The organism is Nitratireductor rhodophyticola (assembly GCF_019891355.1).
Taxonomy (GTDB): Bacteria; Pseudomonadota; Alphaproteobacteria; order Rhizobiales; family Rhizobiaceae; genus Nitratireductor; species Nitratireductor rhodophyticola.
This window is the reverse complement of record NZ_JAHSSF010000004.1, coordinates 510,361-533,580: the sequence shown is the minus strand read 5'-3', so window position 1 is coordinate 533,580 and position 23,220 is coordinate 510,361. Positions and strand designations below refer to the sequence as shown.

22 protein-coding genes, 1 pseudogene and 1 riboswitch are annotated in these 23,220 nt (G+C 62.8%); of the genes and pseudogenes, 19 read left to right on the top strand and 4 right to left on the bottom strand.

The window, feature by feature from the left end; all coding sequences use genetic code 11:
* Positions 1–26: 26 nt before the first annotated feature.
* Entirely contained in the window at positions 27–986 is a 960-nt protein-coding gene (locus KUG85_RS17975; RefSeq protein WP_223006299.1) for a LysR family transcriptional regulator, read from the top strand.
* Between the two features lie 4 nt (positions 987–990).
* On the opposite strand, the gene KUG85_RS17970 is transcribed toward KUG85_RS17975, so the two are convergent.
* On the bottom strand, positions 991–1,416 hold the full coding sequence (locus KUG85_RS17970) for an acyl-CoA thioesterase (RefSeq protein ID WP_255606471.1): 426 nt from the start codon (positions 1,414–1,416) through the stop codon (positions 991–993).
* 300 nt (positions 1,417–1,716) lie between these two features.
* Here KUG85_RS17970 and KUG85_RS17965 point away from each other — a divergent pair, with 300 nt between their 5' ends.
* The 4 genes from KUG85_RS17965 (at position 1,717) to KUG85_RS17950 (ending at position 4,752) form a co-directional block, all read left to right on the top strand.
* Entirely contained in the window at positions 1,717–2,562 is an 846-nt protein-coding gene (locus tag KUG85_RS17965) for a transporter substrate-binding domain-containing protein (protein ID WP_007008951.1), read from the top strand.
* 75 nt (positions 2,563–2,637) lie between these two features.
* Positions 2,638–3,300 carry an amino acid ABC transporter permease gene (locus tag KUG85_RS17960; protein ID WP_025031477.1) on the top strand — a complete coding sequence of 221 codons (663 nt, stop codon included), beginning with the start codon at positions 2,638–2,640 and terminating at the stop codon, positions 3,298–3,300.
* A gap of 4 nt (positions 3,301–3,304) precedes the next feature.
* Positions 3,305–3,970 (top strand): amino acid ABC transporter permease, encoded by a 666-nt coding sequence (locus KUG85_RS17955; protein ID WP_223006298.1) that lies wholly within the window; start codon positions 3,305–3,307, stop codon positions 3,968–3,970.
* Between the two features lie 11 nt (positions 3,971–3,981).
* Positions 3,982–4,752: an amino acid ABC transporter ATP-binding protein gene (locus tag KUG85_RS17950; protein ID WP_113153077.1), complete on the top strand. Its 771-nt coding sequence runs from the start codon at positions 3,982–3,984 to the stop codon at positions 4,750–4,752.
* Here the strand turns inward: KUG85_RS17950 and KUG85_RS17945 are convergent.
* Positions 4,730–5,674: a DMT family transporter gene (locus KUG85_RS17945; protein WP_223006297.1), complete on the bottom strand. Its 945-nt coding sequence runs from the start codon at positions 5,672–5,674 to the stop codon at positions 4,730–4,732. The two genes, KUG85_RS17950 and KUG85_RS17945, sit on opposite strands and share 23 nt — an antisense overlap.
* A gap of 106 nt (positions 5,675–5,780) precedes the next feature.
* On the opposite strand from KUG85_RS17945, the gene KUG85_RS17940 reads away from it, so the two are divergent.
* The 11 genes and pseudogenes from KUG85_RS17940 to KUG85_RS17890 all read left to right on the top strand — a co-directional run bounded on the left by KUG85_RS17940 (position 5,781) and on the right by KUG85_RS17890 (position 18,366).
* Positions 5,781–7,181 (top strand): aminotransferase-like domain-containing protein, encoded by a 1,401-nt coding sequence (locus KUG85_RS17940; protein ID WP_223006296.1) that lies wholly within the window; start codon positions 5,781–5,783, stop codon positions 7,179–7,181.
* 90 nt (positions 7,182–7,271) lie between these two features.
* A riboswitch (cobalamin riboswitch) is annotated at positions 7,272–7,486 on the top strand.
* A 180-nt stretch (positions 7,487–7,666) separates the two neighbouring features.
* A pseudogene (locus KUG85_RS17935) lies at positions 7,667–7,878 on the top strand (ribonucleotide-diphosphate reductase subunit beta); the annotation flags it as partial.
* A 3-nt stretch (positions 7,879–7,881) separates the two neighbouring features.
* Positions 7,882–8,106: a hypothetical protein gene (locus KUG85_RS17930; RefSeq protein ID WP_223006295.1), complete on the top strand. Its 225-nt coding sequence runs from the start codon at positions 7,882–7,884 to the stop codon at positions 8,104–8,106.
* A 76-nt stretch (positions 8,107–8,182) separates the two neighbouring features.
* On the top strand, positions 8,183–10,726 hold the full coding sequence (locus KUG85_RS17925; protein WP_223006294.1) for a heavy metal translocating P-type ATPase: 2,544 nt from the start codon (positions 8,183–8,185) through the stop codon (positions 10,724–10,726).
* A gap of 95 nt (positions 10,727–10,821) precedes the next feature.
* The gene (locus tag KUG85_RS17920) at positions 10,822–11,937 is read left to right on the top strand and encodes a LacI family DNA-binding transcriptional regulator (RefSeq protein WP_065815895.1); all 1,116 of its coding nucleotides are present in this window, start codon (positions 10,822–10,824) and stop codon (positions 11,935–11,937) included.
* A 2-nt stretch (positions 11,938–11,939) separates the two neighbouring features.
* Entirely contained in the window at positions 11,940–12,962 is a 1,023-nt protein-coding gene (locus KUG85_RS17915) for a polyamine ABC transporter substrate-binding protein (RefSeq protein ID WP_065815894.1), read from the top strand.
* Between the two features lie 73 nt (positions 12,963–13,035).
* On the top strand, positions 13,036–13,863 hold the full coding sequence (locus KUG85_RS17910; RefSeq protein ID WP_090328023.1) for an ABC transporter permease: 828 nt from the start codon (positions 13,036–13,038) through the stop codon (positions 13,861–13,863).
* Complete coding sequence (locus KUG85_RS17905; protein WP_007008938.1) at positions 13,860–14,639, top strand: ABC transporter permease; 780 nt, start codon at positions 13,860–13,862, stop codon at positions 14,637–14,639. The genes KUG85_RS17910 and KUG85_RS17905 overlap by 4 nt, the downstream gene beginning before the upstream one ends.
* Entirely contained in the window at positions 14,632–15,657 is a 1,026-nt protein-coding gene (locus KUG85_RS17900; RefSeq protein WP_223006293.1) for an ABC transporter ATP-binding protein, read from the top strand. The genes KUG85_RS17905 and KUG85_RS17900 overlap by 8 nt, the downstream gene beginning before the upstream one ends.
* Positions 15,658–15,673: 16 nt before the next feature.
* Positions 15,674–16,591 (top strand): nucleoside hydrolase, encoded by a 918-nt coding sequence (locus tag KUG85_RS17895; RefSeq protein WP_223006292.1) that lies wholly within the window; start codon positions 15,674–15,676, stop codon positions 16,589–16,591.
* Entirely contained in the window at positions 16,588–18,366 is a 1,779-nt protein-coding gene (locus KUG85_RS17890) for an adenine deaminase (RefSeq protein WP_223006291.1), read from the top strand. Before KUG85_RS17895 ends, KUG85_RS17890 begins: the two co-directional genes overlap by 4 nt.
* 176 nt (positions 18,367–18,542) lie before the next feature.
* Here the strand turns inward: KUG85_RS17890 and KUG85_RS17885 are convergent, their stop codons facing one another.
* Entirely contained in the window at positions 18,543–19,712 is a 1,170-nt protein-coding gene (locus tag KUG85_RS17885) for a M20 aminoacylase family protein (protein ID WP_223006290.1), read from the bottom strand.
* 146 nt (positions 19,713–19,858) lie between these two features.
* On the opposite strand from KUG85_RS17885, the gene KUG85_RS17880 reads away from it, so the two are divergent.
* A complete protein-coding gene (locus KUG85_RS17880; protein ID WP_223006289.1) occupies positions 19,859–20,569 on the top strand; it encodes a phosphoribosyltransferase in 711 nt (236 codons plus the stop codon).
* Between the two features lie 32 nt (positions 20,570–20,601).
* Here KUG85_RS17880 and KUG85_RS21135 read toward each other — a convergent pair whose 3' ends face one another.
* Entirely contained in the window at positions 20,602–20,781 is a 180-nt protein-coding gene (locus tag KUG85_RS21135; protein ID WP_255606470.1) for a hypothetical protein, read from the bottom strand.
* Positions 20,782–20,808: 27 nt separating this feature from the next.
* On the opposite strand from KUG85_RS21135, the gene KUG85_RS17875 reads away from it, so the two are divergent.
* A complete protein-coding gene (locus KUG85_RS17875) occupies positions 20,809–22,416 on the top strand; it encodes a sugar phosphorylase (protein WP_255606469.1) in 1,608 nt (535 codons plus the stop codon).
* Complete coding sequence (locus tag KUG85_RS17870) at positions 22,413–23,207, top strand: HAD-IIB family hydrolase (protein WP_223006287.1); 795 nt, start codon at positions 22,413–22,415, stop codon at positions 23,205–23,207. The genes KUG85_RS17875 and KUG85_RS17870 overlap by 4 nt, the downstream gene beginning before the upstream one ends.
* The last annotated feature ends 13 nt before the right edge of the window (positions 23,208–23,220 follow it).

The window sequence follows — 23,220 nt, the reverse complement described above, 5'->3', positions numbered from 1 at the left end:
GGAAATGGTAATCATAGATATTGAGAATGGTTGATCAGCGCGCCGAAAGGCTGGTTTGGGAACTCGACTGGAACCTCCTGCGCACCTTCGTGGTGATTGCGGAGTTGAAGAGCATCACGCGCGCCGCCGAGCAGCTCAAACTCAAGCAGCCCAGTATCAGCAATGCGCTGAAACGGCTCGAGGATCGTGTCGGCCGGCGGCTTGTCGAACGCGATGCTGCACGTTTTGAGCTGACGGAGGTAGGAGAACTCCTCTATGAGCAGAGCATTGAGGCCTTTGGCGCTATCTCGCAATTGCCGCTCTTGATGCGCGGGATCAACGACGAGGTAACGGGGCATGTGAATATCGCCCTTGCAAGCCATGTGGTGTCGCCCCTTTTCGACCGTGCGCTTGCCGAGTTTCACAAAAACTATCCGCGCGCCAGCATCACACTCACGGTTTCGACGAGTATCGACGTGGCCAAACAGGTACGCGAGCGGCGTGCCTCATTCGGTGTGTGCCTTGTGAGCCAGCGCGATCCGGCGCTTGACTACACGATGGTCTATCGGGAGTTCTTCGGCTTCTTCTGCGGCCCCGGGCACCGTCTTTATGGGCGCGGTGAACTCACCCTTGCCGACCTGAAAGGCGAATCGTCCGTTTCGTTCCAGACGGACCATATATCCGATGCGCTGCGTCCCGTGGCGCTTCTGCGCAGTGAAGCAAAGCTGGACAATAGCGTGGTCGGCGTGTCCTCCAGTCTTGAAGAGGTGCGGCGCATGATTCTGGCTGGCCTAGGCATTGGCCCGCTGCCGCTGCATGTGGCGCGGCGCGACGTCAATGACGGGCTGTTGTGGCGTCTGCCGCCCTATGACCGGCCACCACAGATCGACATTTTCATGCTGACCAATCCGGAAAAGGTTCTGAACCGGGCGGAGAAGGCGTTGATCTCCGGGCTCCAGACGCTGATTGCCGAAACCCCGTTCGAGGAACGCGTCTACGACCGCTAAGGCCTCATTCTGATGCGACGAGCAGCGCTTCGCCGCGGGCGCGCAGGCCGGCTTCGAGTTCCGCAGAGCGGCGCGCATTGAGATCGAAGCGCACCGTGGTGGTGCGATTCACGGCGCGCACGACGCCATCGATGCTGCCGGTCATGATCTGCTCGAAACTCACGGAAGAACGCCCAAGGCGGGTCACATGGGAGTGGATCGTCAAAAGCGCGCCGGCTTCGGTCTCGTGCTTGTATTCTGTCTCGCTGCGCACATCGGCCCAGCCAAGGTCGTGGTTGTCGATGGCCTCGGGGCCGACCAGATGGCCGAGCAACTGAAAGCTGGCGTCATCGAACATCGCCGCATAGTGGCGCACATTCATGTGCCCCATCGTGTCGCACATCCAGGGATGGGCAACACCGACAAAGGTTGTGAGTGTGGTGGAGGTCACAGGCAGTTTTTCCGCATCTGGATTTTGGGAAGGGCACGCCGGCAGGCATCGTCGCATCGAGCAAACGACAGAAGCGGTGATTTTTCAAGGCCTGGCCCAACGCCGTCTGCATGGCCTCTGGTCGAGCGGTCGCCCCGGCGCCTCAAAAACGCTCTGCATGTCCCGCAGCTTGCCGTGCGATTGGACCCGGGCGGCCGGTGACTTGACAAGGTGCCGGCGATGCGGCTTGATACGGAAGTCCATTAATATGGATATTGCTACATAATAATGGACTAACGGCAATCAGCAGGGGAGCACACTATGTCTATTTCATCGCATGCGAAATCACTGTTACTCACCGTGGCAGTGGTGGCTGCCGCTGCACCGGCGGTCGCTCAGGATCAAGGCAAGCTTAATGAGGTTCTGGAGCGCGGTCACCTCATTCTGGGCACCGGCAGCACCAACGCGCCCTGGCATTTCAAGAGCGTGGACGACAAGCTCCAGGGGTTCGACGTCGACATGGGGCGGATCATCGCCAAGGCACTGTTCGGCGATCCGGACAAGATCGAGTATGTGACGCAGTCGTCGGACGCGCGTATTCCAAACATCACCACCGGCAAGGTGGATGTGACCTGCCAGTTCATGACGGTAACGGGTGAGCGCGCCCAGCAGGTTGCCTTCACCATTCCCTATTATCGTGAGGGTGTGGGCCTTATGCTGAAGGCCGATGGCGACTATGCGGATTATGATGCGCTGAAGGAAGCCGGCTCGTCCGTCACGGTCTCCGTGCTTCAGAATGTCTATGCAGAAGACATGGTTCACGCGGCCCTGCCGGAGGCCTCGGTCGATCAGTACGAATCCGTCGACCTGATCTATCAGGCGCTGGAATCCGGCCGGGCCGATGCGGTTGCCACAGACCAGTCTTCGCTGGCGTGGTACATGACGCAGAATCCGGGCCGCTATACGGATGCCGGCTATGGCTGGAATCCGCAGTCCTATTCCTGTGCCGTGGCGCAGGGCGATTCTGACTGGCTCCACTTCGTCAACACGGCGCTTCACGAAGCGATGACCGGGGTCGAGTTCAATTTTTACGCTGAATCGTTCAAGACATGGTTCGGCAAGGAGCTTCAGCCGCCGCAGATCGGTTTCCCCGTAGAATACAAATAACCATCGCGTCTGGGCGAAAGCAGGCGGCGGCACATCGCCGCCTGCTTCGTTCCTGTTGCATGGCTGGGAACCAATATGGGCTATACACTCAATTTTTCCGCCGTCTGGCGCAGCTTCGATCAGCTTCTCTGGGGGCTTCTGCTCAGCCTTGAACTGGCGATTGGCGCGATCCTGATCGGCGCCGTCATCGGCCTGGTAACGGCCTTTGGCCTCATCTCCAAAAGCGGCTGGGCGCGCCGTCCGGCAGCGCTTTACGTCACGGTGATCCGCAATCTGCCGATCCTCGTTCTGATCCTGTTTTCCTATTTCGCGCTGCCGCAGATGGGTGTCCGTCTGGGCAAGATCGAAAGTTTTGTGGCAACGCTCGCCATCTATTCCGGCGCCTATCTGGCGGAGGTGTTTCGCGCGGGCCTTCTGTCCATCCCCAACGGTCTGAAGGAGGCGGGCCTCGCCATCGGTCTGACGCCGATGCAGATCCGCACCTCCATCGTCATACCGCTGATGTTCAGAAACGTGCTTCCGTCGCTGTCGTCCACGCTGATCTCGCTTTTCAAGGACACGTCTCTGGCCGCTGCCATCGCCGTGCCGGAACTCACCTTTGAGGCGCGCAAGATCAATGTCGAAACCTTCCGTGTGGTCGAGACCTGGATCGTCGCTTCCTGTCTCTATGTCGCCACCTGCACGGTGCTGGCCGCGCTCATGCGCATGGTCGAGCGTCGTCTCGTGATTTCGAGGTGAGCCGATGAACGAGTTTTCCGCATTTCTCGATCAGGTCTGGCTTGCCCGTTTCGTGCTCCTGCGCGGGCTTGGCCTGACCGTTTCAATCTCGCTTCTCGCCATCGCGCTTGGCTCCGTGCTGGGCGTTCTGGTCGGGCTTGCGCTGACCTATGGAAACAGGCCGCTGCGTTTTGTCGTCCGCGCCTACACGGATTTCATCCGTGGCACGCCCGTGCTCGTTCTGGTGCTCGCCAGCTTCTACATCCTGTCCACCATCGGCATTGAGCTGAACGCGTTTCAGGCGGGTGTGTTTGCGCTGGCGGTCTTCTGCTCCTCGCATGTGGGGGAAATCGTGCGCGGCGCGCTGCAGGCCATTCCGCCCGGGCAGACAGAAGCGGCCAAGGCCATCGGCCTCACCTTCAGCCAGACCTTCACTTCGGTTCTGTGGCCGCAGGCGCTGCGCCAGATGCTGCCCACCTGGGTGAACACGGCTGCGGAGATGGTCAAGGCGTCCACGCTTCTGTCCGTCATCGGCGTGGCCGAGCTTCTCTTGCGCACGCAGGAGATCATCTCCCGCAATTTCATGAGCCTGGAGTTCTATTTCCTGGCCGGCCTTCTCTACTTCGCCATTAATTACGCCGTCGAGCGCTTCGGCAAATATGTCGAGCGCAAGGTGTCCGTTCCATCCTGAGAGTACCCGACATGACGAAGAACCTTCTTGAAATTCAGGCCCTGCGCAAGCGCTACGGTTCGGTGGAGGTGCTCAAGGGCGTCGACTGCACCATGCAGCAGGGTGAGGTGATCTCGATCATCGGTTCGTCGGGCTCCGGCAAGACAACCATGCTGCGCTGCATCAACATGCTGGAGGATTTTCAGGGCGGCCGCATCCTCATCGATGGGGAACCCATCGGCTATGAAGAGCGCAACGGCGTACGCGTCCGCAAGAGCGAGAAGGAAATCGCCCGCCAGCGCGCGCTGACGGGCATGGCCTTCCAGCAGTTCAACCTGTTCCCGCACATGACCGCCGCCTCCAATGTCATGCTTGGCCTGATCAAGGTGAAGAAGATGGCGCGCGACGAGGCGCGCAGCGTCGCGGAAAAATGGCTCGAACGCGTCGGTCTCGGGCAGCGTGCGGATCACTATCCCGGCCAGCTGTCCGGCGGTCAGCAGCAGCGTGTGGCCATCGCCCGCGCCATCGCCATGAACCCGCGCCTCATGCTCTTCGACGAGGTCACGTCTGCGCTTGATCCCGAACTGGTGGGCGAAGTGCTGCAGGTGATCAAGGATCTGGCCGCCGATGGCATGAGCATGCTTCTGGTCACCCACGAAATGCGCTTTGCCTTCGAGGTTTCCTCCCGCGTCATCTTCATGAACCAGGGTGTGATCGGCGAAGAGGGAGACCCGAAGGTGATGTTCCTGAAGCCGCAGACCGAACGCCTTGCCGAATTCCTCAAGACGTCGAGCTTCGCCTGAGCTCTTGAGCCGCCGCCGGTGCGCCCGAGCGCCCGGCGGAAAATGAGCGCCCGGCGGAAAATCTGGCCCCGGCCACGCACATAATGATGGCGGCGGTGACCGCCATCATGCCGGTCGTTACGGGTTCGTGCAGCAGCATTGCCGCCAGCGCGAAGCCGAAGAAGGGCTGCAAAAGCTGCAACTGGCCAACCGTCGCCGTGCCGCCCAGCGCCAGCCCGCGATACCAGAAGACGAAGCCGATCAGCATGCTGAAGACGGACACATAGCCAAATCCGAGCCATGCCCCTGCATCCACGGTCTCAAACCCTGCCGGCACGGTGTAGAGCGCCAGTGGCAGCATGAGCGGGAGCGATAGAACCAGCGCCCACGAGATGACCTGCCAGCCGCCCATTCGCCGTGAAAGCGATGCGCCTTCCGCATAGCCGAGCCCGCACACGATGATGGCCGCAAGCATCAAGAGATCACCCTTGGGAGAGGCGGTCATGCCCTGGCTTGCCGCATAGCCCACGACAAGCGCGCTCCCCATCACCGAGAACAGCCAGAATGCCGGGCGCGGGCGCTCGCCGCCGCGCACAACGCCGAAAATGGCTGTCGCAAGCGGCAGAAGACCGATGAACACGATGGAATGCGCCGAGGTGATGTGCTCGAGCGCCAGCGCGGTTAGCAGGGGAAAACCCACCACCACGCCGATGGCGACGATGAACAGCCCTTTCAGCTCGCTCCGTTTGGGCAGGTTTTCCCGAAACGCCAGCAGAAGAAACCCGCCCAAAAGCCCGGCAATCGACGCGCGCGCCACGGTCAGAAACACCGGATCGAAGCCCAGCACCGCCACCCGTGTCGCCGGCAGCGATCCGCTGAAGATGATCACACCCAGTAGGCCGCTTGCCCAGCCGCTCGCCCATCCGATCGTTGTCTTGTTCATGCCGCGCTCCTTTTCTCCTTCCTGTGTGGGGCAGGGGGCATGGCGTTGCCAGAGACGATGCAGTACAATTTCAACAAACTGTAATGGTCGAACGGACAGTACAGCGATGCTGATATCCACGCGCAATGCCGATGAAACACGCCTTGAAGGCGTCATGTCCGCCATTCGCGGGCGCATCGCCAATCGCACGCTCACGCCGGGGGCGAAGCTGCCGTCGATCCGCAGCTGCGCGCGCGCCATGGGAGTTTCGAAATCCACCGTTGTCGAGGCCTATGACCGGCTTGCCGCCGAAGGCGTGATCCGCTCGCGGCCGGGGGCCGGCTTCTTCGTCACCGCGCCGCTTGCGCCGCTGGCGCTGGCCGAAATCGGCCCGGCGCTCGACCGCGAGGTCGACCCCTTATGGATATCGCGTCAGGCGCTTGCCTCCGGTTCGCGCATGGCGATGCCCGGTTGCGGCTGGCTGCCCGCCTCATGGATGCCGGAAGACGCCTTGCGCCGGGCGCTGCGCCGCCTCTCCCGCGCCACCCCGCAGACGCTTGCCGATTACGGAGCGCCGCTCGGCTCGCTGGCGCTGCGCGCCCTGCTTGCACGCCGCATGGCCAGCCATGGCGTCGAGGCGGCTCCGGGTCAGATCATGCTCACCGATTCCGGCACGCAGGCCATCGACCTCCTCTGCCGCTTTCTTCTGAAACCGGGCGACACGGTGCTGGTGGACGATCCCTGCTATTTCAACTTCCATGCGCTCCTGCGGGCACATCAGGTCAGGATCGTCGGCGTTCCCTACACGCCTTCGGGGCCGGACACGGAGCGCTTTGCCGAGGCGCTCACACAGCATGCCCCGCGCCTCTACATCACCAATTCGGCGCTTCACAATCCCACAAGCGCGGTGCTCTCGCCTTCGGTGGCGCACCGCATCCTGATGCTCGCCGAACAGTCCGGCCTCACCATCATCGAAGACGATATTTTTGCCGACTTCGAGGTCGAACCAGCGCCCCGGCTTGCCGCCTTCGACGGGCTGTCGCGCGTCGTCTATATCGGCAGTTTCTCCAAGTCGCTTTCCGCCTCGATGCGTTGCGGGTTTGTTGCAGCACCTGCCGACTGGATCGAGGGCCTCACCGATCTGCGCATCGCCACCTGTTTCGGCGGACCCGCCATGGCGGCGGAGCTTGTGCTCGGTCTCCTGAGCGATGGCAGCTACCGCAAGCATATGGAGACCGTTCGCCAGCGTCTGTCCCGCTCCCGCGAAACGGTGGGCGCGCGCCTGCGCAATCTCGGCATCGAACCGTGGATCGAGCCGCGCGCGGGCATGTTCCTGTGGTGTCGTCTGCCCGACGGGCTGGATGCGGCCACGCTTGCCCGCCATGCGCTTGAAAGGGACGTGGTGCTCGCGCCCGGAAACGCCTTCAGCCTGTCAGGCTCGGCCAGCGGGTTCCTGCGTTTCAATGTCGCTCAATGCGATGATGAACGGATTTTCTCCGTTCTGGAGGAGATCACGCGCGCGCCGTAGAGCCATGCCCAAAGCGGCTTTGCGGATTATCCATGCGTTTGTTTCGGTTTTCCGCTGAAACAATATGTTGACTTCTAGGGTCCGGTGGATACCAACTATAGGGGTTATGGTTCTTCCGATTCCTCCCGGGGTCGGAAGTGAAAAGGGAAGCCGGTGCGCCTTTTTGGGCAAGTCCGGCGCTGCCCCCGCAACTGTAAGCAGCGAGCCGCTTTCACTTTGAGTCACTGATGCCCCAGCGCATCGGGAAGGCCGGAAAGCGGTGACGACCTGCGAGCCAGGAGACCTGCCATGACGAAATAAACGTCCACGGGCGGGGTGTCCCGGTGGTGCGTGTGTCGCCCGGGTCTGCCGTCGCGCCGCATGTCTCCGCGCCCCTGTCCAACCGCCACGGGGGTCTATATGCCGGCGACTGAAGCAAAACACACCAATGGAACCGCCACGGTTCCGCATTCCACTGGAAACACCGAAACCGCATGGTATGAACGGGCTTTCTCGGTCTCAACGCGGCGCTGTGCGAGCAGTCCATGCATTGCATCGCAAACCGCCGTTGCGCCCAACTCGGTCTGGCCCCGGTCTTCGCCGAACCGAAAACCCGTTTCCGTGGATGAGCGAGGCGATGGGTCTGAAGAAGGAGAAGAACTTCTTCGAGACCCGCGTCATCGAGTATCAGAGCGGAGGCGCGTTGAGCTGGGACTGATCCATGGCGTATGACGCAACCAGAATGAAGCTGTTGCGGGCGGGTTCGATCCCCGCGCAGCAACGCGCTTTCATGGAGTGGCTTTTGAGCCTGCCGGGCGATGCCGATATCGAATATGCGGCGCGCCGCCAGCTTGCCGAGATCGACAGGCGGCTGCCGAACCACCCGGAAGTGCAGTATCTGCGCCTGCTGCTCAGCGCCTTTTCCGACTCGGAAACGATGCAGTGATTTTCTCGCTTGACCTTCCATTGACTGGAAGGTTTAGAAGCGCAATCCTGAACAATAGTCATTCAGGGTGAAAGCGATGAATACCCTTCCTGCCGATATGTCTTCGGCCAATGTAAAACGCTTCCGCATCGAGGGGCTCAGCTGCGCTTCCTGCGTCAAACGCGCGGAAAAGGCGATTGCCGCCGTCGATGGCGTTGAGAGCGTCTCGGTCAATCTGGCGACCGAGACGGCCGATGTGGCGGTGCGGCCCGGCGTTAATTTTTCCAGCATTGTCAGCGCGGTGGAACGTGCCGGCTATGGCGTGCCGGAGAGCCATCTCGATATCGGCATCGAGGGCATGACCTGCGCGTCCTGCGTGCGGCGTGTGGAGCAGGCGATTGCCGCCGTGCCCGGCGTCTCCAAGGTCGCGGTCAACCTCGCAACCGAAAGCGCGTCCGTCGAGCTCCTGAACGATGAAGCGCGCAGCGGCGTGGAAGCGGCGATCCGCAAATCCGGTTACACGCCGGTTGCCCGTTCCGATGGCGCTGCCGCGCGCGATGCGCATGAGGAGGCCAAGGCCGCCGAGTTTCGTTCGCTCAAGCGCGATTTCACGCTGGCTGCAATCTTCACCCTTCCGATCTTCATTCTCGAGATGGGCAGCCATTTCATACCGGGCATGCATGCATGGCTGATGGGGATCGCCGACCGCAAGACGCTTTACCTCCTCTATTTCGTGCTGGCGACCATCGTGCAGTTCGGGCCGGGCCTGCGCTTTTATCGCAAGGGCTTCCCCGCGCTGATGCGCTTTGCGCCGGACATGAACTCGCTTGTCATGCTCGGTTCCACCGCCGCCTGGGCCTATTCGGTCGTGGCCACTTTCGCGCCCGGCGTTCTCCCGTCCGGCACGGTCAACGTCTATTTCGAGGCGTCCGCCGTCATCGTCACGCTCATCCTGCTCGGCCGGCTTCTGGAGGCGCGCGCCAAGGGCCGCACCGGCGAGGCCATCAAGCGGCTGATGGGCCTGCGCGCCAAGAGCGCGCGTGTTCTCCGCGACGATGCCTTTGTCGAGCTTCCGCTTGAGGACGTGGTTGTGGGCGACCGGCTTCAGGTGCGCCCCGGCGACAAGGTGCCGGTCGACGGTCTGGTCGAAAGCGGTTCTTCCTATGTCGATGAAGCCATGATCTCCGGCGAGCCGGTGCCTGTCTCCAAGGCCGAAGGCGACGAGGTGATCGGCGGAACGATCAACAAGACCGGCAACTTCGTCTACCGCGCCACCAAGGTCGGCTCCGACACGGTGCTGGCGCAGATCATCCGCATGGTCGAAAACGCGCAAGGGGCCAAGCTGCCCATTCAGGCGGTGGTCGACCGGGTCACGGCCTGGTTTGTGCCGGCCGTGATGCTTGCCGCAGCACTCACCTTTGTCGTGTGGATGGTGTTCGGACCCGATCCCGCATTCGCCTTTGCGCTGGTCAACGCGGTCGCGGTGCTCATCATCGCCTGCCCGTGCGCCATGGGGCTTGCCACGCCCACCTCCATCATGGTCGGCACCGGCCGCGCAGCACAGCTCGGCGTTCTGTTCCGCAATGGCGAGGCGCTGCAGAGCCTGCGCAACACAAGCGTCGTCGCGTTCGACAAGACCGGCACGCTGACGCTCGGTCGCCCCGCACTCACCGATTTCGTGGTGCAGGACGGTTTCGAGCGCGCCGAAATCCTTTCGCTCGTCGCATCGGCGGAAGCCATGTCCGAACATCCGGTGGCCGAAGCCATCGTCGAGGCCGCGCGCGCCGAGGGGCTCACCTTCAAGCCAGTCGTCGCGTTCGATGCGGTCCCGGGCTTCGGCATTGCCGCCACCGTTGGCGGTCGCAGGCTCCACATCGGTGCGGACCGCTACATGCGCCAGCAGGGCGTCGAGATCGGCAGTGCATCCACCGCCGCCGACAGGCTGGCCGCCGATGCCAAGACGCCGCTTTACGCTGCGGTGGACGGACGGCTTGCGGCCGTCATCGCGGTCGCCGACCCCATCAAGGAATCGACACCGCGCGCCATTGCAGCGCTCCACGCGCTGGGGCTCGAAGTGGCCATGATCACCGGCGACAACCGCCACACCGCCGAAGCCATTGCCGCAAAGCTGGGCATCGACCGGGTCGAGGCGGAAGTTCTGCCGGAGGGCAAGGTCGAGGCGCTCAAGCGTCTGCGCACTCTGGCTGGCCCGGTCTCCTTCGTCGGCGACGGCATTAACGATGCTCCTGCACTGGCGGAATCCGATGTCGGCATCGCCATCGGCACCGGCACGGATGTCGCCATCGAGAGCGCCGACGTGGTTCTTATGGCGGGCGATGTGACTGGCGTTGCCAACGCCATCGGGCTTTCACAGGCAACCATGAAGAACATCAGACAGAACCTGTTCTGGGCCTTCGCCTACAATGTCAGTCTCATTCCCGTTGCGGCGGGTGTTCTTTATCCCGCCACAGGCACCCTCCTGTCACCCATGCTCGCTGCCGGTGCGATGGCGCTCTCCAGTGTCTTCGTGCTGGGCAACGCCCTGCGGCTCAAGCGCTTTCAGGCGCCTCTTCCTGCCCGGTCTGCCGGGCAGGAGGGAGCACAGCTCGGTGAGGCGAGGGCGGTCACGGCGTCCGCCTGACTCCAATTCTGGGGATTTTCAAAAACCGATTCGACATGATGGTTCTTGCCGGGCATAATGCTTAAACGCTTAACCTTCATGTGAATCGGGCTTTGATGGCTTCTCGTGCCAATCTATCCGATATTGCCAAAGCGCTTGGCGTATCGGTTGCGACCGTTTCAAACGCGATGTCCGGAAAGGGCCGCGTGTCGAAGGAGCTCGGCCGGGCGATCCGCGAAAAGGCAAAAGAGCTGGGCTATGTGCCCAGCCTCGCAGGCCGGGCGCTGAGCACCGGGCGCAGCCATGTGCTTGGCCTCGTTCTTGCTGACATCGGTCACCCGCTCTTTCCGCAATTCGCGCAGGCCATCGAGCATGCGGCTTCCGAGGCGGGCTATGGCGTTCTCATCGGCGACAGTCGCGGCGATATCGAAGCCCAGTCCCGCGCCATCAACCGGCTGATCGAGCGTGGCGCGGATGGCATCGTCGTCGTTCCACGCCATGGCACGCGCATCGGCGATATCGGCCGTCCCGTTGCGGTCATCGATTCCCCCTCCACGCCGGGCAACACGGTGGCCGCCGATCACCGCAATGGCGGCCTGGAAATTGGCCGGCATCTTCTGGAGCTCGGCCACCGCTCCGTGGCGATCATCGGCCTCCATTCCGATTCCAGCGTCCAGAACGACCGCATCGCCGGCATTCGCGAAGCCTTCGCAGGCAAGGGCGAAATCCGCCTGATCTGGATTGGTGAGATGGAGCGCAGCCATGGTTCGGGCTGCCCGCTCGGTCTCGTGCGTCTGGTGGAGGAGGGCGTTACGGCCTTCGCCGCCGTGTCGGATCTCCATGCCCTGCGCGCCATCACCGAGCTGCAACAGGGCGGTATTTCCATTCCGGGCGATGTCAGCGTCACCGGTTTTGACGATCTCATCTGGGCCGGCGTCATCGCGCCGAGCCTCACGACAATGCGCATGGATATGGAGCGCATTGCCGAGATCGCGATAGCCGAACTCATTTCCCAGATCGAGCAAGGCGGTGCGCGTGATGCGTCGTCCGATCTGCCGGCCTCTAAGGGCCAGAGCTCCATTCCGATGGAGCTTATCGTTCGCCAGTCAAGCGGGCCGGCGTTGGGGCTCCCCGCTTCTGGCGAGACGGCGCCGGCCCTCACCGGGCCGGCGTCATCCAACATGAGCCAGGTCCTGCCCCTAAGAAGCACCACCAGAGAAGGAAGCGATTAGACATGTTCAAGAAACTTATGGCCTCCGGCGTCGCGCTGGCCGCACTCAGCGGCGCAGCACAGGCCGCCGACAAGACCCTCGTCATCTCCGTCTATGGCTTCGCCCAGGACGCCTTCAAGGAGATCGTCTACGACCCGTTCGAGGCCCAGTGTGGCTGCGAGCTGGTGGTGGAGACCGGCAATTCCGTCGAGCGTCTGGCAAAGCTGGAAGCCCGCAAGGACGATCCGGAAATCGACATGGCCGTCATGTCCACGCACGACGCGCTTTCGGCATCGCGCAAGGGCATCACCCAGCCCATCGACGTCAGCCGCCTGTCGAACTACGACAAGCTCTATGACATCGCCAAGGACCCGCTCGGCGACAATCTGGCTGTCGGCTACACCTTCTACGCCACCTCCATCGCCTACCGCGCCGACGAAGTGAAGATTGAGAGCTGGGCCGACCTGTTCCAGGACAAGCTGAAGGGCCGCGTTGCGTTCCCGAATGTCAGCACCAATCAGGGTCCGCCCGCGCTCTACATGGTCGGCAAGGCCATCGGTGACGATTCCGCAGACCTGAAGGCCGCCATTGCCGAAGTCGCCAAGAACAAGGACGACATCGTCACCTTCTACGAGCGTTCCTCGCAGGTCGCGCAGCTCATGCAGCAGGAAGAGATCCTGGCCGCGCCCATTGGCCGTTTTGCCTGGGGCGCATACTCCAAGATGGGCTTCGACATGGCCTGGGCCACGCCGAAGGAAGGTCAGACCGGCGGCATGAACGTCATGATCCTGACCAAGGGCGCGAAGAACGAAGATCTCGCCTATGACTTCATGGATTTCTGGCTCTCCACCGAGATTCAGACCAAGCTCGCCGAGGCGCTGGTGGACAGCCCCGCCAATTCCGAGGTGAAGGTCTCCGACGAGATCGCCGAAAACCTCACCTATGGCGCCGAGACCGTCGAGAGCCTCCAGCTTCTCGACCCGGCCGTCATTCTCGACAACCGCGAGACCTGGCTCTCGGAGTGGAATGCTCAGATCGGCCAGTAAGCCGTTAAGCTGATGCGATGGTCCGGGGGCGGGCGGAGGGCCTGCCCCCGAACCCAACACAAGGTTCCAACACATGTTTCAGAATCGGATGGAAGGACTGGCGCTGGCGTTGCCTGCGGCGGTCTTCGCGGCGATCGTTTTTCTCGTTCCCGTGGGCATCCTGCTTTCCGAGGGCTTTCGCGCCGAAGGAAGCTGGACCCTGGCATCCTATGCCGGCTTCTTTGAAAGCGAGCTCAACCGCACCGTCTTCTGGCGCACGCTGAAGCTCGGCGCGATCGTCACTGCCGTGTCGGCGGTCATCGGCTATGCCACGGCCTATTCCATCGTCACGCTGCCGCCCACCGCGCGCGGCCGCATGATCGGCCTCGTCGTCATGCCGCTGATGATTTCGCCTGTCGCCCGCACCTATGCCTGGATCGTCATTCTGGGCCGCACCGGCTTCGTCAACGAGACCATTGTCTGGCTCGGTCTTTCCGACACGCCCATCCGGTTCCTGTTCACCGAGACGGCCGTCTTCATCGGTCTCCTGCAGCTCTTCCTGCCGCTCATGATCCTGTCGCTCATCAGCGCGCTGGAAAACATGCCCAAGGATGCCGTGCCCGCCGCGCGTGTTCTGGGGGCAAACTGGCTGCAGGTCTTCGTCAAGGTCATCCTTCCGCTGACGAAGGAAGGGCTCGTCATCGGCGGCACGCTGGTCTTCACTGGCTCGCTCACGGCCTACATCACCCCCGCCATTCTCGGCGGCTCCAAGGTCTTGATGTTGGAAACGCTGCTCTATCAGCGCGTCACCGTCGCCAATGATTTCGCCTCGGCAAGCATCATCGCCATGATCCTCATGGTCATGAGCTTCTCCGCCAACCTGCTTCTGAAACGCCTGGCCACCGCGAGGAACAAGCGATGACCTCCCGCCTTCTGTCCTACGTCACGCTGACGCTCGTCCTCATCTTCCTGCTCGGGCCGTTCGTCATCATCGTCGCGGCGGCCCTTTCGGGCGGGGAAACACTCGCCTTCCCGCCGCAGGGCCTGTCGCTCAAATGGGTGATGAAAGTGTTCGAGGTGGAGAGTTTCAGGGCAAGCTTCGCGCTTTCCATGTTCCTCGCCATCTTCGGCACGCTCGCCGCACTCGTGCTTGGCGTGCCGGTGGCCTATGCCGCCTCGCGCTATCGTCTGCCTTTTGGCGAGACCATCCGCACCATCGTCTCCGCGCCGATCATCGTGCCGGGCATCATCGTCGGTCTGGCGCTTCTGCGCTATCTGGTGATCCCGCTTGATGTGAGTGTCGGTCTGGCGCTGTTCATCGCCCACACGGCGCTGATCCTGCCCTATGCGGTGCGCGTGGTTTCGGCCTCGCTCGACAATCTGCGCAGCGACATCGAGGAGGCTGCGGTCATCCTCGGCTCTTCGCGGGTGGCCACCTTCTTCCGGATCGTGCTGCCCAACATTCAGAGCGGCATTCTGGCGGCCTTCATTCTGGGCTTCGTCACCAGCTTCAATCAGGTGCCGGTGTCGCTCTTCCTTTCAGGACCGGGCGTGCGCACGCTGCCCATCGACATGATCTGGTACATGGAAATCACCTATGATCCGTCGGTGGCCGCTCTCGCCGCGCTGCTCGCCTTCCTTTCCATTTCCATCGTTTTCCTCGCGGAACGTTTCCTGGGGTTCTCCCGCTATGTCTGATGAAACCTATCTCGATCTGAGCGATCTGACGCTCGCCTATGGCAAGACCGTCGCGGTCGAAAGCCTCAACCTGTCCATCCGCAAGGGCGAGCTGATTGCGCTGCTCGGCCCCTCCGGTTGCGGCAAGACCACCACCATGCGCGCCATCACCGGCCTTCTGCGTCCGGCGTCCGGCAAGATCACGCTGGATGGCGCGGACATCACCTATGTGCCGGCCAACAAGCGTCATGTCGGTCTGGTGTTCCAGTCCTACGCGCTGTTCCCGCACCTGACCGTGTTCGAGAACGTCGCCTTCGGCCTGCGCCTGAAGAAGCTGCCCACGGTGGAGATCAATCAGCGGGTCGAGGCCGGCCTCGCCATGGTCGGCCTTGGCAAGTTTCACAGCCGCAAGCCGGCGGAACTCTCCGGCGGTCAGCAGCAGCGCGTTGCGCTTGCCCGCTCGCTGGTCATGGAGCCCAAGGTTCTGCTGCTCGATGAGCCGCTGTCCAATCTCGATGCGCGTCTGCGTCTGGAAATGCGCACCGAGCTGCAGCGCGTCCAGCGCGAGAGCGGCGTTACCATGGTCTTCGTCACGCATGACCAGAACGAAGCGCTGGCGCTGGCCGACCGCATCGTCGTCATGAAGGAAGGTGCAATCGAGCAGGTCGGTTCGCCCGAGGATGTCTACAACCGCCCGCAGTCCCGCTTCGTCGCGGACTTCGTCGGCTTCGAGAACATCTTCCCGGTGGAAGGCGACAGCATTCGCACTGAAGCCGGCGCGATGCAGCTCTCCGCAAAGCCCGCCGCCGGTGCGTCCGGTCTTGCCTGGCGTCCAAACATGGTGACCCTCGGTGAGGGGCGCTTTGAGGGCGAGGTGCTTGGCGCCGCCTTTGCCGGCGGCTCGCGCGAATATCTCTTGAAGAGCCCGCTCGGCCCTATCAAGGCCGAGATGGATGCATCCGCCCCCGCCTTTGAGCCGGGCAGCACAGTTGCCTTCGACTTGCCGCCGGAGCGCGCCGCCGTGCTCGAACGCATGTAGAAAGGGAGTGTCCGCCTTGGTCTGGATCGACACGGATATGGGCTTCGACGACATTTTGGCGGTGATGATGGTTACTGCCTCGTCGAAGCCGGTCGCCGGCGTCTCGCTGGTGTTCGGCAACGCGCCGATGGACGCGGTGCGCGCCAACGCAGCCGGAGCCGCATCGCTGCTGGGCTGGCGGTTCCCGATCCACACGGGCGCGGAACGTGCGATCCTGGGCGGGGTGGAAACCCCCGCCCACGTTCTTGGGCCCACCGGCATTCCCACCCGTGGGCGCAGCCTTCCTCAAGCCGAGGCGTTGCCGCGCACCGATGCGCTTGCGGCTCTGACCGCATGGCTTGAAGGGCTCGATGCGCCGGGCGAAATCCTGGCGCTCGGGCCGCTCACCAACATCGCGATCCTGTCGCTCGCCCGCCCGGACCTGCTTTCAAAGATCGACAGCGTGACCTGGATGGGCGGCGGCGCAACCCGCGGCAACCACACGGCGTCCGCCGAGTTTAACGCCTTCGCTGATCCGGAGGCCGTCGCCATCGTTCTGGCAAGCGGCATTTCGCTTCGCGTCGCCGATCTCGATCTGTGCCGTCAGGTGCTTGTCGGTCCCGAAGATGTCGATGTCGTGCGCGCCGCCGGCACGCCGCGCGGCGAAATTCTGGCCGATCTTCTTGGCGCTTATGTCGACATCGCGCTCACGCGGGGCCGTCCCGCCATGGCGCTTTACGATCCCACCGCCGCCGCCGCCTTCGTCGCGCCCGACGCCTTCGTGTTCGAAGACGTGGAGGTGACGATGGAGCTTGCCGGCGCGCACACGCGTGGCCGCACCATTGTCGACCAGCGCCCGCATGTGAAACCCAACGCCCTGTGGGGCATGCGCGCCGATGCCGTCCGCGTTCGCGCGCTGGCGCTCGACGCCCTCGTGGAGGCTGCCCGCTCATGACCGCTGAACCCCACGATCTGAACGATCCTACCCTGCGCGACCGCGCCGTTGCAGCAGCACGCGGCGATGCGCCGTTTGACCTTCTCATTCGCGGTGGCACGCTGCTCGATGCGGTGACCGGCGAACTGCGCCCCGCCGATATCGGCATTGTCGGCGCGCTCATCGCCAGCGTACACGAGCGGGGCGCGCGCGACGACGCAGCCGAGATCATCGAGGCGGAAGGGCTCACCATCACGCCCGGCCTGATCGACATGCACATGCATGTGGAAAGCTCCATGATCACGCCGGCCGCTTATGCAGAGGCCGTGCTGCCGCGCGGCGTCACCACCGTTCAGTGGGACCCACATGAATTCGCCAATGTGCACGGGCTCGATGGCGTCACCTGGGCGCTGGAGGCGGCGGCCGATCTGCCGCTGCGCATGATCGTGCTCGCGCCGTCCTGCGTTCCTGCAGCCCCCGGTCTTGAAATGTCCGCTGCCGATTTCGGCGGAGCCGAGCTGGCCGACATGCTGGCGCGTCCCGGCATTGGCGGCGTTGCCGAGGTCATGAACATGCGCGGCGTCATCGACCGCACCGCGCCCATGCGCGATGTGGTGCAGGCCGGCCTTGAAAGCGGCAAGCCCGTCTTCGGCCATGCCCGCAGCCTCGCAGGCGCAGACCTCAATGCCTTCATGGCCGCTGGCGTCAGCTCCGATCACGAACTCGTCTCCGGCGATGATCTGATGGCCAAGCTGCGCGCCGGCCTCGCCATCGAGATGCGCGGCTCGCACGATCATCTCCTGCCGGAATTCGTCGAAGCGCTGAACGCGCTCGGGCGGCTGCCTTCCACGGTCACGCTGTGCACCGACGACGTGTTTCCCGATTCTCTTCTCAACGAAGGCGGGCTTGACGATGTGGTGCGCCGTCTGGTGCGCTATGGCATGCCGGCGACCTGGGCCATTCAGGCCGCAACGCTCAATGCCGCGCACCGGCTCGCGCGCCCCGATCTCGGCCTTGTCGCCGCCGGTCGCCGCGCCGACATCGCGCTGTTTGACGATCTGGAGAATTTCCGCGCCGCCGCCGTCATCGCCAATGGCGTCGTGGTCGCGCGCGATGGCGCTTTGACCGCCCCGGTGAAGGCGCATTCCACCGCGCCGCTCAAAGGCTCGATCAAATGCCCCACCTTCACGCCCGATGATTTTCGCGTCCGGGCAGATGGAGAGCGTGTGCGCGTCGCCACCATTCACCGCCCCCGCTTCACCGAATGGGGCGAGGCGGAAGCGACGGTGCGTAACGGCTTCGTCGTGCCGCCTGAGGGCGCGACGCTGATCAGCGTCATTCACCGTCATGGCCGCGCGCCGGCCATTCCGCGTGTGGGCTATCTCACCGGCTGGGGGGCGTGGCGCGGCGCGTTCTGCACCACGGTTTCCCACGACAGCCACAACGTCACGGTCTTCGGCGGCAATGAAGAAGATGTGGCGGCAGCGGCCAACTGGGTGATCGAGGCTGGCGGCGGCATGGCCGTTGCGCAGGGCGGTCGCATCGTCGCCTCTCTGGCGCTGCCCCTGTCGGGCCTCGTTTCCGATGAACCGCTGGCCGATGTGGCGGCGGGCTTCGCGACCCTGCGCTCCGCCATGGACGACATTGTCGACTGGGAGCCGCCCTATCTGGTGTTCAAGGCCTGTTTCGGCGCGACGCTCGCCTGCAATGCCGGCCCGCACCAGACCGATCTCGGCATTGCCGACAATGCCCGCCCGGCCGTTCTGGAAACGCCGGTTTTCGAAATTCTGGGATAGGTTTCAGAAGCCGGCGCTCGCCCCTCATCCTCACCTTCTCCCGGTGAACGGGGAGAAGGGGGCATGGACGCAGCATTCAAATTATTGAGCGAGAGAAAATCCGCGCTTTCCTTCTCCCCGCAGGCGGGGAGAAGGTGCCGGCAGGCGGATGAGGGGCGAGCGCCCCACGTCCAAAATCAGGCAGCCAGTTCCTGCTCCACCAGCGTCGTCCAGAATTTCACGCCGGTGCCAATCGCCCCGTCATTGAAGTCATAAGCCGTGTTGTGGTGCAGCGCGCCGTCCACCGCCGGGCCATTGCCGAGCCAGACATAGGCCCCCGGCACATCTTGCGAGAAGAACGCGAAGTCGTCGCCCGCCGTCGAAGGCGGAAAGTCGGTGCGCACCTTGTCGCCGCACACAGCCTGTGCTGCCGCCAGCGCACGCGCCGTCGCATCCGCATCGTTCACCACGGGGGGGATGCGGCGGATGAAGCGGTATTCCGCCTCGATGCCGAACATCGCAGCAACACCATTCGCCAGCCGGCCGATCTCTTCTTCCAGCTGGTCGCGCACACGCAGCGTGTAGGCGCGGGCGGTTCCTGCAATGTCGATGAAATCGGGGATCACGTTCAGCGCCTTGGGGTCGCCCGCCTGCACCGAGCAGGCGCTCACCACGGCTGGCTGCAACGGGTCCACCACGCGGCCGACAATCGTCTGCAGGCTTGCAAGAAAATGCCCGCCGGCCGTCACCGGGTCTTTGCCCAGATGCGGCTTTGCGCCATGGGTGCCGACGCCGCGAAAACGCACCTGCCAGCTATCGGAAGAGGCAAGCTGCGGGCCGGCCACAACGGCCATCTCGTCGGTGTCGAGGCCGGGCATGTTGTGCAAGCCATAGACCGCATCGCAGGGGAAAAGCTCGAAAAGACCGTCTTCCACCATGCGCTTTGCGCCGCCACGGCCTTCTTCCGCCGGCTGGAAGATGAAGTGCACCGTGCCGGAGAAATTGCGCGTCCGCGCCAACTCGCGCGCCGCGCCCAGAAGCAGCGTCGTGTGTCCGTCATGTCCGCAGGCATGCATCTTGCCGGGCACGGTGGATTTGTAGGGCCGGTCGGCGGTTTCAGGCATGGCGAGCGCGTCCATGTCGGCGCGCAGGCCGATGGTGCGCGGGCCATTGCCCACCGTCAGCGTGCCCACCACGCCGGTGCCGCCAAGGCCGCGATGCACCTTCATGCCGGTCTCTGTCAGATGTTCGGCGACGATCTGGCTGGTGCGCTCTTCCTCGAAGCCCAGTTCGGGATGTGCGTGCAGGTCGCGTCGCAATGCGACGAGAAAATCGAGCTCCGCACGAACATCCTCGTTAACAGCCATCAATACGCCCTTTCCATTTATGCGTCTGCCCGGATAAAAGATGCCTTCCGCAACAAGGCGGCCGGCGTGGAGATATACGCTCTGTCCGGAAACAGAAATCCAAGGTGAAAACAGCTCATTCTTAACGCGGGGCCTTTCGGCAGACAATGACGCATTCCGATTTCCAGATCGATCCCCAGGCATTCTGGCAGGTGCTCGAACCGGCAGGAACCTTTGAGCGCGCCCCGCGCGGCGGCCACAAGGGGTTCTTCCCCGCGGAGCTGCCCGACGGGCGTCAGCTCGGCCTCCCGATCCGCGTTCTTTCGGGCGGCGAGCGGGCGCTTGCCTCGCTCATAGTCAACCAGGCAAGCTTCGCCGTTTCCGACGCGCTGGCCAAGGCGCTCGCTGAAAAGGCGTCTGCCTTCAGGCCGGATGTCGTTATCGGCCTGCCCACTCTCGGCCTGACGCTTGCCTCTCAGGTCGCGCGTGCGCTCGGTCACAGCCGCTATGTGCCGCTCAGCACGTCGCGCAAGTTCTGGTATGAGGAAGAGCGTTCGGTTCCGCTTCGCTCCGTCACCAGCCCCGATCAGCAGAAACGCCTTTACGTGGACCCGCGCATGCTGCCCCTCATCGAAGGGCGCCGCGTGCTCCTGGTGGATGATGTCATCAGCACCGGCAGCTCTATTCTCGCCGGTCTGAAGCTCCTCAAGCTTTGCGACATCGAGCCTGTCGCCATCGGTGCGGCCATGTTGCAGACGAGCCGCTGGCGCGAGGCGCTTTCTGCCGAGGTCGAAGGCATTGCAGACCGTGTGGTCGGTGTGTTTGAAACACCCGCACTTGTGCCGACCCCTGAGGGCGGCTGGTTGCCGGAAGTCTGACTGCCTCTTGCCATCACCGGTTTCCCGCGCCATCATGTTGCGATGCAGCATAACCGGTTCAGCACATGAGAGACACGGGAGCAGAAGCGAGCGCGCCGGCAATGGCGCCCGCCAGATTGCAAAACGGTCTCGGCCAGCTCCTTGGCTCCATATACCCACAGCATGATCGAGCCTTGCTTGCCGAACAGGCGCTGGCGGCTTTTTTCGGTCAAGATGGCAGGCCGCGCCGGCGTGGCCGGGTGCCGGCAAATTCTTTATGGAGCGAAAAGGACAACTACGTCATCACCTATGGCAACACGCTGGTGGATGGCGAACACAAGCCCCTCGATCTGTTGCACGATTTTTCCGAGCGCTATCTGGCGGGCGTCTTCACAGGCATTCACATCCTGCCCTTCTTTCCGTTCACTTCAGACGATGGGTTCGCCGTTACCGACTATCGCGAGGTGAACAGCCAGTTGGGCGACTGGGCCGATATTTCGCGCATCGCCGGCCATTTCCGTCTCATGTCCGATCTGGTGATGAACCATTGCTCCAGCCAGAGCCGCATGTTCTCGGATTTCCTGCAGGGCCACGAACCCTGGGACCGGTTCTTCAAGGTGGCAAACCCTGATGATGATCTGAGTGCGGTGGTGCGGCCCCGCACCCACCCGCTCTTGCGCGCCTTCGAGACGGAAAGCGGCATCAAGCATGTCTGGTGCACTTTCAGCCACGATCAGGTTGATTTCGATTTTTCCAATCCGCGTGTCTTGTTCGAGTTTCTGGATATTATCCGCGAGCATATCGAGCGTGGCGTGCGCACCATTCGCCTCGATGCGGTGGCCTTCCTCTGGAAGGAGATCGGCACACGCTGCATCCATTTGCGCCAGACGCACGAGATCATCCGCCTTATCCGTCTTCTGTGCGATTATCGTGAAGAGCCGATCGTTCTCATTACCGAGACCAATGTCCCGAATGTCGAGAACCTCAGCTATTTCGGCAATCGCAACGAAGCGCACATGATCTACAATTTCGCGCTGCCGCCGCTTCTTCTCCATGCATTGCTGGGCGGCACGTCGAAATATCTCAATGCCTGGCAGATGGCGATGCCGCCGGCGCAGCTCGGCTGTGCCTATTTCAATTTTTCCGCCTCGCATGATGGCATTGGCCTGCGACCCGCCGAAGGTCTCATTTCTGAAGAAGAGATTCTGCAGGTCATCGACACGGTGCAGGGATTTGGCGGACGGGTTTCCTATTATGCCCGCCCGGATGGCGACAGGCCCTATGAGCTGAATGTGGCGCTCTTCGACGCCTTTGCCGGAACCCATGAAGGGACCGACGATCTGCAGGTCGAGCGCTTTCTTTGCAGCCAGGCCATTGTCATGGGGTTGGAGGGCATTCCCGCATTTTACATCCACTCCCTGCTCGCAACGCGCAACGATTATGACGGTGTCGAAAAGCTGGGCTACAATCGCGCCATCAACCGGAAGCGACTGGACTACGCGATGCTGCGCAAGGAGCTTGATGATCCAAACACGCTCTCCGCCCGTGTGCTTTCGCGGCTGAAGGAGATGGTGCGCGTGCGCTCGGCGCAACCTGCCTTCCATCCCAACGCCACGCAATTCACGCTTCAGCTCGGCGAGGCCTTTTTCGGTTTCTGGCGTCAGAGCCTTGATCGGGCGCAAAGCATCTTTGCCGTTTCCAATCTCACGGCAGAGCCGCGCTCCATTCCCTCCATGGCCCTCAATCTGATCGAGGGCGATGCATGGTGCGATCTCCTGTCGGGTGAGCCGGTGGCGCAGCTTTCCGGTGAGATAGCCTTTGCTCCGTATCAGACTCGCTGGATCTCTAACCGGCAAACGGTTTCATGATCATCAGGCCGCGCCTCGTCGTGTTCAGCGACCTGGATGGTACGCTGCTGGATCACGAGACCTATGATTTCACGCCCGCTCTGCCTGCGATAAAGGCGTTGCGCGCGCGCTTTGGCGCGCTCATTCTTGCTTCCAGCAAAACGGCTGCTGAAATCGCGCCGCTGCGTCGCGCTCTGGATTTTTCCCACTGTCCGGCCATTGTGGAAAATGGGGCTGGCATTCTTGCTTCCGAGCGGGGCAGTCAACATGAGAGCGGTGGCCGCTACGAGGAGCTCATCGGCCATCTCGATGCTCTGCCTGCAGAGCTGCGGCGATGCTATTCCGGCTTTTCGGACTGGGATGAGCAGGAGGTGGCCGCGCGGACGGGCTTGAGCCTGGAGGTCGCACAACTGGCCAAGCAGCGCGAATATTCCGAACCGGGCATCTGGAGCGGAACGGAAGAGGCGTTTGCCGCGTTCTGTCAGGCACTGAGCAGGAAGGGCATTCACATTCAAAAGGGCGGTCGGTTCGTCACGCTCTCGTTTGGTGGCACAAAGGGACAAAGGGTCAGGGAGCTTCTGGCTCGGCTTGAAGACAAGCGTGTGCCAGCCATCAGCATCGCCCTTGGTGATGCGCCGAATGACAGGGACATGTTGGAAAGCGTCGACATCGCGATTGAAATTCCCAACCCTGCCCATGCGGGGGTCGGCAAGATTGCCCGTGGTGGGAATCAGGTGCTGAGAAGAGCGCGTCTTGCGGGGCCGGCAGGCTGGAACGAAGAGATGCTCGCAGTGCTGGAAGAGATCGAATAGCGGGGAGGAACAT